15 protein-coding genes are annotated in these 12016 nt (G+C 64.4%); 10 read left to right on the top strand and 5 right to left on the bottom strand.

Features of this window, described 5'->3' with window-relative positions:
* Positions 1–17 precede the first annotated feature (17 nt).
* Positions 18–671 (bottom strand): class I SAM-dependent methyltransferase, encoded by a 654-nt coding sequence (locus AC3Z8Y_RS21450; protein ID WP_490087492.1) that lies wholly within the window; start codon positions 669–671, stop codon positions 18–20.
* Between the two features lie 3 nt (positions 672–674).
* Positions 675–1136, bottom strand: coding sequence for a YbaY family lipoprotein (locus AC3Z8Y_RS21445; RefSeq protein WP_490087491.1), 462 nt, complete (start codon positions 1134–1136; stop codon positions 675–677).
* Between the two features lie 149 nt (positions 1137–1285).
* On the opposite strand from AC3Z8Y_RS21445, the gene nrdR reads away from it, so the two are divergent.
* The 10 genes from nrdR to ribA all read left to right on the top strand — a co-directional run bounded on the left by nrdR (position 1286) and on the right by ribA (position 8743).
* Positions 1286–1750, top strand: coding sequence for a transcriptional regulator NrdR (nrdR, locus tag AC3Z8Y_RS21440; protein ID WP_490087490.1), 465 nt, complete (start codon positions 1286–1288; stop codon positions 1748–1750).
* Complete coding sequence (ribD, locus tag AC3Z8Y_RS21435) at positions 1747–2886, top strand: bifunctional diaminohydroxyphosphoribosylaminopyrimidine deaminase/5-amino-6-(5-phosphoribosylamino)uracil reductase RibD (protein WP_490087489.1); 1140 nt, start codon at positions 1747–1749, stop codon at positions 2884–2886. Before nrdR ends, ribD begins: the two co-directional genes overlap by 4 nt.
* Before the next feature lie 24 nt (positions 2887–2910).
* A complete protein-coding gene (locus tag AC3Z8Y_RS21430; RefSeq protein ID WP_181117474.1) occupies positions 2911–3570 on the top strand; it encodes a riboflavin synthase in 660 nt (219 codons plus the stop codon).
* 18 nt (positions 3571–3588) lie between these two features.
* The gene (ribBA, locus tag AC3Z8Y_RS21425) at positions 3589–4680 is read left to right on the top strand and encodes a bifunctional 3,4-dihydroxy-2-butanone-4-phosphate synthase/GTP cyclohydrolase II (protein ID WP_181117473.1); all 1092 of its coding nucleotides are present in this window, start codon (positions 3589–3591) and stop codon (positions 4678–4680) included.
* Positions 4681–4763: 83 nt separating this feature from the next.
* Positions 4764–5240 carry a 6,7-dimethyl-8-ribityllumazine synthase gene (ribH, locus tag AC3Z8Y_RS21420; protein WP_181117472.1) on the top strand — a complete coding sequence of 159 codons (477 nt, stop codon included), beginning with the start codon at positions 4764–4766 and terminating at the stop codon, positions 5238–5240.
* Positions 5237–5734: a transcription antitermination factor NusB gene (gene nusB / locus AC3Z8Y_RS21415; protein WP_181117471.1), complete on the top strand. Its 498-nt coding sequence runs from the start codon at positions 5237–5239 to the stop codon at positions 5732–5734. Before ribH ends, nusB begins: the two co-directional genes overlap by 4 nt.
* Positions 5735–5740: 6 nt before the next feature.
* Complete coding sequence (thiL, locus tag AC3Z8Y_RS21410; protein ID WP_490090062.1) at positions 5741–6712, top strand: thiamine-phosphate kinase; 972 nt, start codon at positions 5741–5743, stop codon at positions 6710–6712.
* Entirely contained in the window at positions 6709–7212 is a 504-nt protein-coding gene (locus AC3Z8Y_RS21405; RefSeq protein WP_181117470.1) for a phosphatidylglycerophosphatase A family protein, read from the top strand. The genes thiL and AC3Z8Y_RS21405 overlap by 4 nt, the downstream gene beginning before the upstream one ends.
* A gap of 39 nt (positions 7213–7251) precedes the next feature.
* On the top strand, positions 7252–8004 hold the full coding sequence (locus AC3Z8Y_RS21400) for a substrate-binding periplasmic protein (protein ID WP_490087488.1): 753 nt from the start codon (positions 7252–7254) through the stop codon (positions 8002–8004).
* 148 nt (positions 8005–8152) lie between these two features.
* Positions 8153–8743: a GTP cyclohydrolase II gene (ribA, locus tag AC3Z8Y_RS21395; protein WP_490087487.1), complete on the top strand. Its 591-nt coding sequence runs from the start codon at positions 8153–8155 to the stop codon at positions 8741–8743.
* Between the two features lie 71 nt (positions 8744–8814).
* On the opposite strand, the gene dxs is transcribed toward ribA, so the two are convergent.
* From dxs to AC3Z8Y_RS21380, 3 genes are all read right to left on the bottom strand, one after another.
* Positions 8815–10701 carry a 1-deoxy-D-xylulose-5-phosphate synthase gene (gene dxs / locus AC3Z8Y_RS21390; protein ID WP_490087486.1) on the bottom strand — a complete coding sequence of 629 codons (1887 nt, stop codon included), beginning with the start codon at positions 10699–10701 and terminating at the stop codon, positions 8815–8817.
* A gap of 106 nt (positions 10702–10807) precedes the next feature.
* Complete coding sequence (gene ispA / locus AC3Z8Y_RS21385) at positions 10808–11695, bottom strand: (2E,6E)-farnesyl diphosphate synthase (protein WP_490087485.1); 888 nt, start codon at positions 11693–11695, stop codon at positions 10808–10810.
* Positions 11692–11934: an exodeoxyribonuclease VII small subunit gene (locus AC3Z8Y_RS21380; RefSeq protein ID WP_181117558.1), complete on the bottom strand. Its 243-nt coding sequence runs from the start codon at positions 11932–11934 to the stop codon at positions 11692–11694. Before AC3Z8Y_RS21380 ends, ispA begins: the two co-directional genes overlap by 4 nt.
* Between the last annotated feature and the right edge of the window lie 82 nt (positions 11935–12016).

Here is a 12016-nt window from a genome sequence, read left to right as displayed (position 1 = left end):
CGCTGCCGGGCCGAAAGTCACTGGCGCCGCCCATGGTACAGGCTCACGTGGCGAAACTCGTCCGGTTCGGCCAGGTCCGGCAGGGTGAGGCCCTGGAGTTGTGCGAGTCGCGTGTACCTAGGATGGTGAAAGTCCCGCACGCGCGAATCTGCCACCAGTGCCTCGCCGGCGCGTTCGAAGAAGGCGTCTAGCAGCGGCAGGTTTTCACGGTCGTACAAAACATCCGCCACCAGCACCAGGTCGAAATCATCGGGTGCGCCGAAGAAATCGTCACAGTAACGCAGCGTGACGTTGTTCAGCGCCGCGTTGGCGCGGCAGGCGCTCAGCGCCAGCGGGTCCAGGTCGCAGGCCATCACTTCGGCAGCGCCCGCGCGGGCTGCGGCAATCGCTACCACGCCCGAGCCGGCGCCAAAATCCAGCACGCGCTTGCCTTGCACCCACTGCGGCTGCTCCGCCAGAAAGCGCGCCATCGCCAGCCCGCTGGCCCAGCAGAAGCTCCAGTACGGCGGCGCCTCCAGAATGCGCCGGGTTTCGTCGCTGCTGAAGGGGCGCACCATGTGGGCGGGGTCCAGCAGCCATAGGCGCAAGTCGCTTGAAGGTAACGCCGTCGGCGCCAACCGCGCATCTCCCAGTAGTTCACCCAGCGCGGCGTGCAAGCATTCCAAGGGCATGGATCAAGGCGCCTTGGTCATTTCCAGCGTACCGAGCGCCTGGGTGGTCGGCCCACCGATCTGCCGTGGCGTGAGGTGCAAAATCAACTGCCCGGACTGGCTTGCCCGGCCGCGCAGCTCTACGCGCGCGTCTTGAGGGAAGGCGTCGGGGTTGAAGCGCAGGCGGAATGGCAGCGGTCGGCCGGTGCCGGCCAGCGTGGTGTTGGCCAGCAACTGTTGTGGGCGGCCACGTTCGTCGACTACCAGTAACGCGAGCTCCACTTCGGCTCCGCCGGGGATCGCGGTGAGGTTGCCGCTGAGTTCACGCTGGTATGCAGGCAAGGGGCCGAGGGGCTCGGGATCGCGAATGTCCGGCGCCGCGGCCTTTGTCACGGGTGCTGGCGCAGGCTGTGGCTTGGGCGGCTCGCCGGCGCAGGCGGCAAGCAGGCCGAGGCAGCAGAGCAAGGCAAGTGAACGTACTGTCATGGGAAGCCTGTTCCTGTAGGCATGGGGCAATCGCATCATCGCGCATGGCCTGTATACCGCAAAGGCCTGCCGCTGTCTTGCGGCCAAGGCTGTGTCTTGGGCGGGCGATGCGCTAACATTGGCGTCCATTTCAGAACATGCCGGCCACCATGCACTGTCCCTTCTGCGGTGCCAACGACACCAAAGTCATCGATTCCCGCCTGGTCGCCGAAGGCGAACAAGTACGGCGCCGTCGCGAATGCCTTGCCTGTGGCGAACGGTTCACCACCTTCGAAACCGCCGAGCTGGTACTGCCTCGGCTGATCAAGCAAGACGGCAGCCGCCAGCCATTCGATGAAGAGAAACTGCGCGCCGGCATGCAGCGCGCGCTGGAAAAACGCCCGGTCAGCATCGAGCGGCTCGAGGCGGCGCTGGGCCATATCAAGGGCCAGCTGCGGGCCACCGGCGAGCGTGAGGTCAAGTCTCTGGTAGTAGGGGAACTGGTAATGGCCGAGCTGCGCAAGCTCGACGAAGTCGCCTATATCCGGTTTGCCTCGGTGTACCGGCGCTTTCAGGCACTGGATGAGTTCCGTGAAGAACTCGACCGCCTCGCACGGGAACCCGCCACCAAATGAGCAACGCCGCGCAAAGCGCCCTCGACCACCGTTTCATGGCCCGTGCGCTGGAACTGGCCGAGCAGGGCCTCTATTCCACCGACCCCAACCCGCGTGTGGGCTGCGTCATCGTCCGGGGCGAGCAGGTAGTGGGTGAAGGCTGGCATGTGCGCGCCGGCGAGCCCCATGCCGAGGTTCATGCCTTGCGCCAGGCCGGCGAAGCCGCTCGTGGCGCCACGGCGTACGTGACGCTTGAACCCTGCAGCCATCATGGCCGCACACCGCCCTGTGCCGACGCCTTGCTGGCCGCCGGGGTAGGGCGCGTGGTCGCAGCCATGCAGGACCCTAACCCTCAGGTAGCCGGCCAAGGCCTGGCCCGCCTGGCAGCGGCGGGTGTTGTTGTAAGCTCGGGTGTGCTTGAAGCGCAGGCGCGGGCGCTCAACCCCGGCTTCATCAAGCGTATGGAGCACGGTTTGCCGTTTGTACGGGTAAAACTGGCCATGAGCCTGGATGGCCGTACCGCCATGGCCAGTGGCGAAAGCCAGTGGATCACCGGCCCCGATGCTCGCCGCGCGGTACAGCGGTTGCGGGCCCGCTCCAGCGTGGTGCTCAGCGGGGCCGATACGGTACTCACCGATGCAGCGCGGCTCACCGTGCGCCCGGGCGAGCTGGGCCTGCCGGAACCCATGGCCACGCTGGCCGCCGGCCGGCCGCCGTTGCGCGTGCTGATTGACGGCCGTTTGCGTGTGCCTACGAATGCTGCCTTCTTCGCTGCAGGGCCCTCGCTGGTGGTCTGCGCTCAGGCTCCCGCCAGCCCGGAAGGCTACGAAGCGGTGGCTGCCGATACGTTGCTGCTTCCAGGTACCAACGGCCAGGTCGATCTGCCCGGGCTGCTGCGTGAGCTCGCCCGTCGTGGCGCGAACGAAGTGCTTGTGGAAGCTGGCCCGCGCCTGGCGGGAGCGTTGGCCCAGGCAGGGCTGGTGGATGAGTACCGCTTGTTCGTGGCTGGTTTGTTCATGGGCTCCAGTGCTCGGCCCTTGCTGGACTGGCCCCTGGCGACAATGGCCGAGGCGCCAGCGCTGAAAATCGTTCAAATGCGTGCGGTGGGCGACGACTGGCAGGTCATTGCCGTGCCAGCGCCTGCTCGCCCCGTATAATTCCCCGTTTTCCGGAGGTCCTCCATGTTCACCGGCATCATCGAATCCATTGGCAGTATCCGCGCGCTCACGCCCAAGGGCGGTGACGTGCGTGTGTATGTGAGCACCGGGAAGCTGGACCTCACCGACGTGAAACTTGGCGACAGTATTGCGGTGAACGGTGTGTGCCTTACGGCCGTGGAACTGCCGGGCGATGGGTTCTGGGCGGACGTAAGCCGCGAAACCCTGGACTGCACCGCTTTCAACGACCTGAAAACCGGCAGCCCGGTGAACCTCGAAAAGGCACTCACGCCCAGCAGCCGCCTGGGTGGCCACCTGGTCAGCGGCCACGTGGATGGTGTGGGTGAAGTGGTGGCCCGCAGCGAGAATGCCCGAGCCGTGCAGTTCACCCTGCGGGCGCCGGCTGAACTGGCCCGCTACATCGCCCACAAGGGCTCGATTACCGTAGACGGCACCAGCCTCACCGTAAACGCGGTAAACGGCGCGGAGTTCGAACTCACCATCGTGCCCCACACCCTTGCCGAAACCATCATGGCCAGCTACCAGCCTGGCCGGCGGGTAAACCTCGAAGTCGACCTCCTGGCCCGCTACCTGGAGCGCCTGCTGCTCGGCGACAAGGCCGCCAACCCGGGGCAGGGCGGTATCACCGAAAGCTTCCTGGCCGCCAACGGCTACCTCAAATAATACGCAAGGGGGTGCCGCGTGGCGCTCAACACGATCGAAGAGCTGGTTGAAGACATCCGCCAGGGCAAGATGGTCATCCTCATGGATGACGAAGACCGCGAGAACGAAGGCGACCTGATCATGGCCGCCGAATGCTGCCAGGCCGAGCACATCAACTTCATGGCGCGCTTCGCCCGTGGCCTGATCTGCATGCCGATGACCCGCGAGCGCTGTGAGGCGCTGAAGCTGCCATTGATGGCGCCGCGTAACGGTTCCGGCTTCGGCACCAAGTTCACGGTGTCCATCGAAGCGGCCGAAGGCGTGACCACCGGTATCTCCGCCGCGGATCGCGCGCGTACCGTTCAGGCCGCAGCGGCGAAGGAGGCCGTGGCCGAAGACATCGTAAGCCCCGGGCACATCTTCCCGCTGATGGCTCAACCGGGCGGTACCCTGGCTCGCGCCGGGCACACCGAGGCTGCTTGCGACCTGGCGCGCATGGCCGGCTTCGAGCCTGCGGGCGTGATCTGTGAGGTGATGAACGACGACGGCACCATGTCGCGCCGTACCGAACTGGAAGCATTCGCCGCCGAGCATGGAATCAAGATCGGCACCATCGCCGACCTCATTCACTACCGCATGATCCACGAGCGCACCGTGGCCCGGGTTTCCGAGCAGCCGCTCGATACCGACCTGGGCCAGTTCAACCTGGTGACCTACCGGGATTCGGTCGAAGGCGACGTGCACATGGCGCTTACCCTGGGCAAGGTTCAGCCCGACGAGCCTACCCTGGTAAGGGTGCACAACATGGACCCGCTGCGCGACCTGTTGATGGTGCGCCAGCCTGGCCGCTGGAGCCTTCGCGCCGCCATGACCCACGTGGCCGAAGCGGGCGCCGGTGTGGTGCTGCTGCTGGGCCACCCGCTGGATGGCGACCAATTGCTGGCGCACATCCGCGAAGTGGCCGAGCACGTGCCGCCGAAAAAGCCCAATACCTACAGCATCGTAGGGGCGGGCTCGCAGATTCTTCGGGACCTGGGCGTGCGCAAGATGCGCCTGATGAGTTCGCCGATGAAGTTCAACGCGATATCCGGATTCGACCTGGAAGTTGTAGAATACGTGCCCTCCGAATAAACAGGCCGCGGCGCCTGCTTTTCGACTTAACTTACCTACAGGCCGCCGTGTGCGGCCTGGCTCTTTAAATACGAGAACACCGAATGACCCTGAAGACCATCGAAGGTACCTTCATTGCCCCCAAAGGGCGCTATGCGCTGGTGGTTGGCCGCTTCAACAGCTTCGTCGTGGAGAGCCTGGTCAGCGGCGCCGTCGATGCCCTGGTTCGCCACGGTATCAACGAAAGCGACATCACCGTGATTCGCGCGCCGGGTGCGTTCGAAATCCCGCTGGTTGCCCAAAAAGTCGCTCAGCGCAGTGAGTTCGACGCCATCATCGCGCTGGGCGCGGTGATCCGTGGCGGCACCCCTCACTTCGAATACGTTGCAGGCGAATGCACCAAGGGCCTGTCCCAGGTGTCCATGGAGTTTGGCGTGCCAGTCGCCTTTGGCGTACTGACCGTCGACACCATCGAACAAGCCATCGAGCGTTCCGGTACCAAGGCCGGTAACAAGGGTGCCGAAGCCGCCCTGAGCGCGCTTGAGATGGTCAGCCTGCTGTCGCAGTTGGAGGCCAAGTGATCAACGACGAAAACGAGCGTTTCAACCCTCGCGAACCCAAGGACCCAGCCACCGCCAAGAGCAAGAGCGCCAAGCGGCGCGAAGCTCGGAAAATGGCTACCCAGGCCCTGTACCAGTGGCACATCGCGAAGCATTCGCTCAACGAGATCGAAGCGCAGTTCCGTGTGGACAACGACTTCAGCGACGTGGACGGTGCCTACTTCCGCGAACTGCTGCACGGCGTAGCCGCGAACAAGACCGAGATCGACGATCAGCTCAAGCCCTGCATGGAGCTGACCCTCGACGAGCTGGACCCGGTCGAGTTGTCCGTGTTGCGCCTGTCCACGTTCGAGCTGCTCAAGCGGGTGGATGTTCCTTACAAGGTGGTCATCAACGAGGGCATCGAGCTGGCGAAAATCTACGGCGCAACCGACGGGCACAAGTTCGTGAACGGTGTGCTGGATAAACTGGCGCCGCGCCTGCGCGCGCCGGAAGTCAACGCAAACAAGCGCTGAGTGGCCGTGGCGCTCGGTGAGTTCGAGCTGATCCGTCGCTATTTCGCGGCGGCGGTATGCGCGCGCGCCAGCGACGGGGTGGCATTGGGTATCGGTGACGATTGTGCCCTGCTTGCCCTTGCGCCGGGGGAGCAGATGGCGGTTTCCACCGATACGCTGGTAGAGGGCGTGCACTTCCCGCATGGCCCGCCGCCGCGCCTGCTGGGCCAGCGCTCGCTGGCCGTCGCCGCCAGCGACCTTGCCGCCATGGGCGCATTGCCGCTCGGCTTTACCCTGGCCCTTACCTTGCCCGAAGTGTCCCCCGCCTGGCTGCGCGATTTCGCCGATGGCCTGGACGCCATGGCTGCTACCTGTGGGTTGCGGCTGGTGGGCGGTGACACTACCCGCGGGCCCCTGAGCCTCACGGTCACGGTGTTCGGAACGGTGCCCGCAGGGCAGGCGTTGACCCGGGCTGGCGCCCGGCCGGGCGATCTACTATGCGTAGGCGGCAACTTGGGCAACGCCGCCGGGGCGCTGCCTCTGGTACTTGGCCTACGCACCGCGAGCCCCGAACACAGCGAGCCATTGCTCGAGCATTATTGGGCGCCACGCCCCCAATTCAGCCTGGGGTTGGCGCTGCGCGGCCTGGCCTCCGCCGCCCTGGATATCTCCGACGGCCTGCTCGCCGACTGTGGGCATATCGCAAGGGCTTCAGGAGTGGCATTGCATATCGAACAATCAAGCGTGCCGCTGTCAGATGCCTTGCAAGGTTTCGCGGGCGGTCAGGCTGCGATGGAGGCCGCCTTGAGTGGTGGCGACGATTATGTCCTTGCCTTCACCCTGGCGCCTCATCACCTGTCGCCGCTGCGTCAGCGTGGCCATGAGCCTGTGGTGATTGGCCATGTGGCGGAGGGTCAAGGCGTGTACGTGCTGGATGACCAGGGCCAGGACATCACGCCAAGGCAGCGCGGCTATCAACATTTTCAGGAGCAACCGTGACAGACCATCCGAACCAGGTGCCCGCAGAGTTCGTACCGCCATCGGTGTGGCGTAACCCGTGGCACTTCATCGCGTTCGGGTTTGGCTCGGGCACCCTCCCGAAGGCCCCGGGTACGTGGGGCTCGATCGTGGCCGTACCGTTCATCCCGCTATGGCAGATGCTTCCCGACTGGGGCTACTGGCTGATGCTGGGCGTCACCATGCTGTTCGGCTTCTGGCTGTGCGGCAAGGTAGCCGATGACCTTCGGGTACACGACCATGAAGGTATCGTGTGGGACGAAATGGTGGGCATGTGGATTACCCTGTGGCTGGTACCTGAAGGCTGGTACTGGCTGCTTGCAGGGTTTCTCGTGTTCCGCTTCTTCGACATTCTCAAGCCGTGGCCGATTCGCTGGATTGACCGGCATGTACACGGGGGTATCGGGATCATGCTGGACGACGTACTGGCGGGCGTATTCGCCTGGCTGGCGATGCAAGGGCTGGTGGTGCTGTTCACCTGAGCCATCAGCAAACATGAATTGCGCCAAACGGAGGGGGCAATGTTCAAGTGGGTATCGCCATTGTTGTGCGGCTTGCTGGCCGCCTGGCTGAGTACTGCGCAGGCTGCCGAGCCCGAGCCGGGCACGGTCGTCATCGTCAGCGAAGCCTGGAATGACTATACCGGGGCTGATGGTACCGGGCTTGGCTGGGACTTGATGCGCATCATTTTCGAGCCGGCAGGCTACAAGCTGGTATGGCGGATAGAGCCCTATTTGCGCTCGGTAGGGCTGGTGCAGCGCGGCGAAGCCGACGCCTGGGTCGGCTCATACAAGGACGAGCAAACCTCGCTTTATCCGCGCTGGCATTACGATACCGACCATATCTACGCGCTTAGCCTGGCCCGCCTCCCGGTGCCTACCCAGGCGAACCTGGGTGACTATCGCCTGGCATGGGTGCGCGGGTACGAGTTCCAGCGTTACTTGCCGGCTGCCAAGCAATATGAAGAAGTGCGCCGGCGCGACGGTATTCTGGAAATGCTCAAGCGGGGGCATGCCGACTACTACATCGATGCCGAGCAGGAAATGGACTATATCCGGGAGCACGCCTCGGACTTTTCCGCATTTCGGCTGACGCACCTGATCGACCTGCCGCTGTACCTGGGCTTTGCCAACAACGCGCGTGGGCGAGAACTGCGCGATGTGTTCGACAAGCGCATGGACGAGCTGGTGGCCAGTGGGCAACTGCGGCCGCTCTACAGGCGGTGGAAAATGCCCTATCCCTTCGAGCATGAACCCGCTTCAAAGGCGCCTTGATAGAACCGCTCGATAGGTAAGGTCGAAAATTCGAGCTGAGTCAGCGCAAAGCACAGATGTTACAATGTGACATCTCCGGCGCCGCGGCCTGCGCCTATTGCCAGGCCACAGCGCACGTTTTCGGCTTTAACACAGATAGGAGCACAAGGTGCCCGTCGCTTTTGTCGCCGCTTCCAAGCTGCCCACGCCATTTGCCACCTTTACCATGCACGGCTTTCTAGAGAAGGCGACCGGGCGCGAACATGTCATTCTCAGCCTGGGCGATGTTGCCGACGGGCAGCCCGTGCTGGGCCGTGTTCATTCCGAATGCCTCACCGGAGATGCCTTGTTCAGCCAGCGCTGTGACTGCGGCTCGCAACTGGAGGCTGCGCTCCAGGCGATCGCCCGCGAAGGGAGGGGCGTGCTGTTGTATCTGCGCCAGGAAGGCCGAGGGATTGGCCTGTTGAACAAGATCCGCGCGTACGAGCTTCAGGATGAGGGGGCTGATACCGTGGAAGCCAACGAGCGGCTGGGCTTTGCCGCCGACCAGCGGGATTATTCCATTTGCCAGCCGATGCTCGAACACCTAGGTGTGAAGTCGCTGCGGCTGATGACCAACAACCCGCGCAAGGTGAAAGCCATGACCGAAATGGGCATTGCGGTGGCTGAGCGAGTGCCACTGCACACCGGGCACAACCCCCACAACAAGTATTACCTGGCGACCAAGGCCGGGAAGCTTGGGCACATGATGGGTAGCTGAAGGGCGGGAGCGAAGCGAAGAGTTCCGTGAGCTTCGCCTGCCCCCACATCCATGTAATGAGCGGTACGCGGCTACGCCAGCCGCGCCCTGATTGCCGCTTCGATCCCGGCTTCATCCAGCCCGCATTCGGCGAGCATCTGCGCTGGCTTGGCGTGCTCCACATAGGTATCCGGCAGGCCCAGGTGCAACAACGGCACGGCGGTGCCTTCGCTGGCCAGGAACTCGCCCACGGCCGACCCGGCGCCGCCCATGATGGCGTTTTCTTCGAGGGTGACCAGCAACCCATGGTTGCTCGCCATCTCACGCACCAGGCTTTCATCCAGCGGCTTCACGAAACGCATGTCCACCACGGTAGCGTTCAACCGCTCGGCCACGGCCAGCGCTTCGGTCAGTTGCACGCCGAATACCAGGATGGCCACGCCTTCGCCACGGCGGCGGATCACGCCCTTGCCCACTTCCACGGTACCCAGGCCCGGGGCCAGTGGCGCGTTCGGCCCGGTGCCCCGGGGATAGCGCACGGCCGCCGGCCCTGGATAGTGGAACCCTGTGCTGAGCAGCAGGCGCAGTTCGTTCTCGTCGCTGGGCGCCATGATCACCAGCCCTGGCACACAGCGAAGGTAGGAAAGATCGAAGCTGCCTGCGTGAGTGGGGCCATCCTCACCCACAAGGCCGGCGCGGTCGATGGCGAACAGCACATCCAGCCCCTGCACGGCCACGTCGTGGATCAGCTGATCGTAGCCACGCTGCAGGAAGGTGGAGTAGATCGCAACCACCGGCTTGATGCCATCGCAGGCCAGGCCCGCGGCCAGGGTAACCGCATGCTGTTCGGCAATGGCCACATCGAAATAGCGTTTCGGGAAGCGCTCGCTGAACGCAACCAGGTCCGAGCCCTCCTTCATGGCAGGCGTAATGCCGACCAGGCGCTCATCCGCGGCGGCCATGTCACACAGCCACTGGCCAAACACGCTGGAGTATTTTGGCCCGCTGGGCTTTTTCACCGGCACCGCAGCGGGCGCGGCAGGCTCCAGCTTGGTGATGGCATGGTAGCCAATAGGGTCGACTTCGGCGGGCGCGAAGCCCTTGCCCTTCTTGGTGACCACGTGCAGGAACTGCGGGCCCTTGAGATCACGCATGTTGCGCAAGGTGGCGATCAGCGTTGGCAGGTCATGGCCGTCGATGGGCCCGATGTAGTTCCAGCCCAGCTCTTCGAACAGGGTGCCGGGCACCAGCATGCCCTTGGCGTACTCTTCGGTGCGGCGGGCGATTTCCCAGGCGCCCGGCAGGCGCGACAGTACCTTTTTGCTACCTTCGCGCATGCTCGCATAGGTGCGGCTGGAAAGGATCTTGGCCAGGTAGTTGGACAACCCGCCCACGTTCCTCGAAATGGACATGTCGTTGTCGTTGAGGATAACCAGCATGTCGGCGTTTACTTCCGGCGCGTGGTTGAGGGCCTCGAACGCCATGCCTGCGGTTAGCGCGCCGTCGCCGATTACCGCGATCGCCTTGCGGTCACTGCCTTGCAGGCGGGCGGCGATGGCCATGCCGAGCGCCGCGCTGATGGACGTGCTGGAGTGCCCTACACCGAAGGTATCGTAGGGGCTTTCGCTGCGGCGCGGGAAGGCGGCCAGGCCGTCTTTCTGACGCAGGCTGTGCATCCGCTCGCGGCGCCCGGTGAGGATCTTGTGCGGGTAGGCCTGATGGCCCACGTCCCATACGAGGCGATCCTCGGGGGTATCGAATACATAGTGGAGCGCGATAGTAAGCTCGATCACTCCAAGGCCGGCGCCGAAATGCCCCCCGGTCTGCCCAACGCTGTAGAGCAGTTCCAGGCGCAGTTCATCGGCAAGGCTTTCCAGCTCGGCCTCGCCCAGCCGGCGCAGCCCGGCCGGCGTGTCGGCACGGTCCAGCAGCGGGGTCAGCGGGCGCTCGCGGGGGATCTCTTGGAACGTCGTAGGCATCGGGCGGATCGTTTTGGAAGCCATAAAGGACAAGAGTTTACCCTATGGCGCCGAGCTGTAGGAGCCTGGCTTGCCGCTGATGGCATATCGGCGGCAAGCCAGGACGTCAGTTGCGGCGTTCAACGATATAGCGGGCCAGCTCACGCAGCGGCTCGGCGCTGGCGTTGAAGGGGCGCAAGGCGTGAAGCGCCTGGTCACACAATTCCTGTGCATAGGCTTTGGCGGCGTCCATGCCCAACAGCGCCGGGTAGGTCGGCTTGTCCCGGGCGATGTCGGCGCCCTGGCGCTTGCCGAGGGTAGCGGTGTCGCTTTCCACATCCAGGATGTCGTCCTGCACCTGGAAGGCAAGCCCCACGGCGCGGGCGTAAACCCTCAGCGCTTTGAGATCGGCGGGGCCGGCCCGTTCGCTGGCCAGCGCACCGAGCACCACACTGGCTTCGATCAGCGCACCGGTCTTGTGCCGGTGCATCTGCTCCAGCGCGGCCTGGTCGAGCTTGAGCCCCACCGAGCCAAGGTCAATGGCCTGGCCACCCACCATGCCGGCCGGGCCCGCCCCGGTGGCGAGCGCACGTACCATGTGCAGGCGCGTGCTGTCGCTCAGCGTGTCTGCGCCGGCATCGCTCAGCGCGCTGAAGGCCATCGCTTGCAGGCCGTCACCGGCGAGGATCGCGCAGGCTTCATCGAATGCCTTGTGCGTTGTGGGCTGGCCACGGCGCAGGTCATCGTCATCCATGGCCGGGAGGTCGTCATGTACCAGCGAGTACGCGTGGATAAGCTCCACTGCGCAGGCGGCGCCGTCGGCATTCGCCGTCAGGCCTCCCAACGCTTCGCAGGCGGCATACACCAGCAATGGCCGCACCCGCTTGCCGCCGTTCATCACGCTGTAGCGCATGGCTTCGTACAGCCTTGCCGCTTCAGCCAGGTGAGGGCGGAACAGCTGCTCCAGGGCCGCATCCACGCGGGCCTGGCACTGCGCTTGGTAGCTTGCGATCATTCGGTTTCGTCCACGTCCAGCGGCGCTTCGACAAGCTGGCCGTCGCGTTCAAGCAGTTGCTGCACCTTTACCTCTGCCGCTGCAAGGGCATCCTGGCAATCGCGGGTCAGGCGAATGCCTTGCTCGAAGGCGGTCAGCGAATCTTCCAGGGACAGCTGGCCGTTCTCCAGGCGCTCTACCAGCGTTTGAAGGTCTGTGAGCGATTGCTCGAAGTCCAGAGCGGTTTTCTTACGGGCCATGGCGGGATTCTCGGCAGTCTTGATCAACCGCGCGACGTTAGCAGAGCGGGGCAAGGGGGGCAAACCGGGGCAAGGCAGCGCT

Source organism: Pseudomonas sp. 3MAES_34.3B (genome assembly GCF_058145875.1).
The sequence above is the reverse complement of the archived record's forward strand: the minus strand, read 5'-3'. Positions and strand labels throughout refer to the sequence as shown.

Excerpts from the sequence above, each read along its gene's own strand:
- AC3Z8Y_RS21450 (WP_490087492.1), bottom strand. The coding sequence starts at position 671 with ATGCCCTTGGAATGCTTGCACGCCGCGCTGGGTGAACTACTGGGAGAT.
- AC3Z8Y_RS21445 (WP_490087491.1), bottom strand. The coding sequence starts at position 1,136 with ATGACAGTACGTTCACTTGCCTTGCTCTGCTGCCTCGGCCTGCTTGCC.
- nrdR (WP_490087490.1), top strand. The coding sequence starts at position 1,286 with ATGCACTGTCCCTTCTGCGGTGCCAACGACACCAAAGTCATCGATTCC.
- ribD (WP_490087489.1), top strand. The coding sequence starts at position 1,747 with ATGAGCAACGCCGCGCAAAGCGCCCTCGACCACCGTTTCATGGCCCGT.
- AC3Z8Y_RS21430 (WP_181117474.1), top strand. The coding sequence starts at position 2,911 with ATGTTCACCGGCATCATCGAATCCATTGGCAGTATCCGCGCGCTCACG.
- ribH (WP_181117472.1), top strand. The coding sequence starts at position 4,764 with ATGACCCTGAAGACCATCGAAGGTACCTTCATTGCCCCCAAAGGGCGC.
- AC3Z8Y_RS21400 (WP_490087488.1), top strand. The coding sequence starts at position 7,252 with ATGTTCAAGTGGGTATCGCCATTGTTGTGCGGCTTGCTGGCCGCCTGG.
- dxs (WP_490087486.1), bottom strand. The coding sequence starts at position 10,701 with ATGCCTACGACGTTCCAAGAGATCCCCCGCGAGCGCCCGCTGACCCCG.
- ispA (WP_490087485.1), bottom strand. The coding sequence starts at position 11,695 with ATGATCGCAAGCTACCAAGCGCAGTGCCAGGCCCGCGTGGATGCGGCC.
- AC3Z8Y_RS21380 (WP_181117558.1), bottom strand. The coding sequence starts at position 11,934 with ATGGCCCGTAAGAAAACCGCTCTGGACTTCGAGCAATCGCTCACAGAC.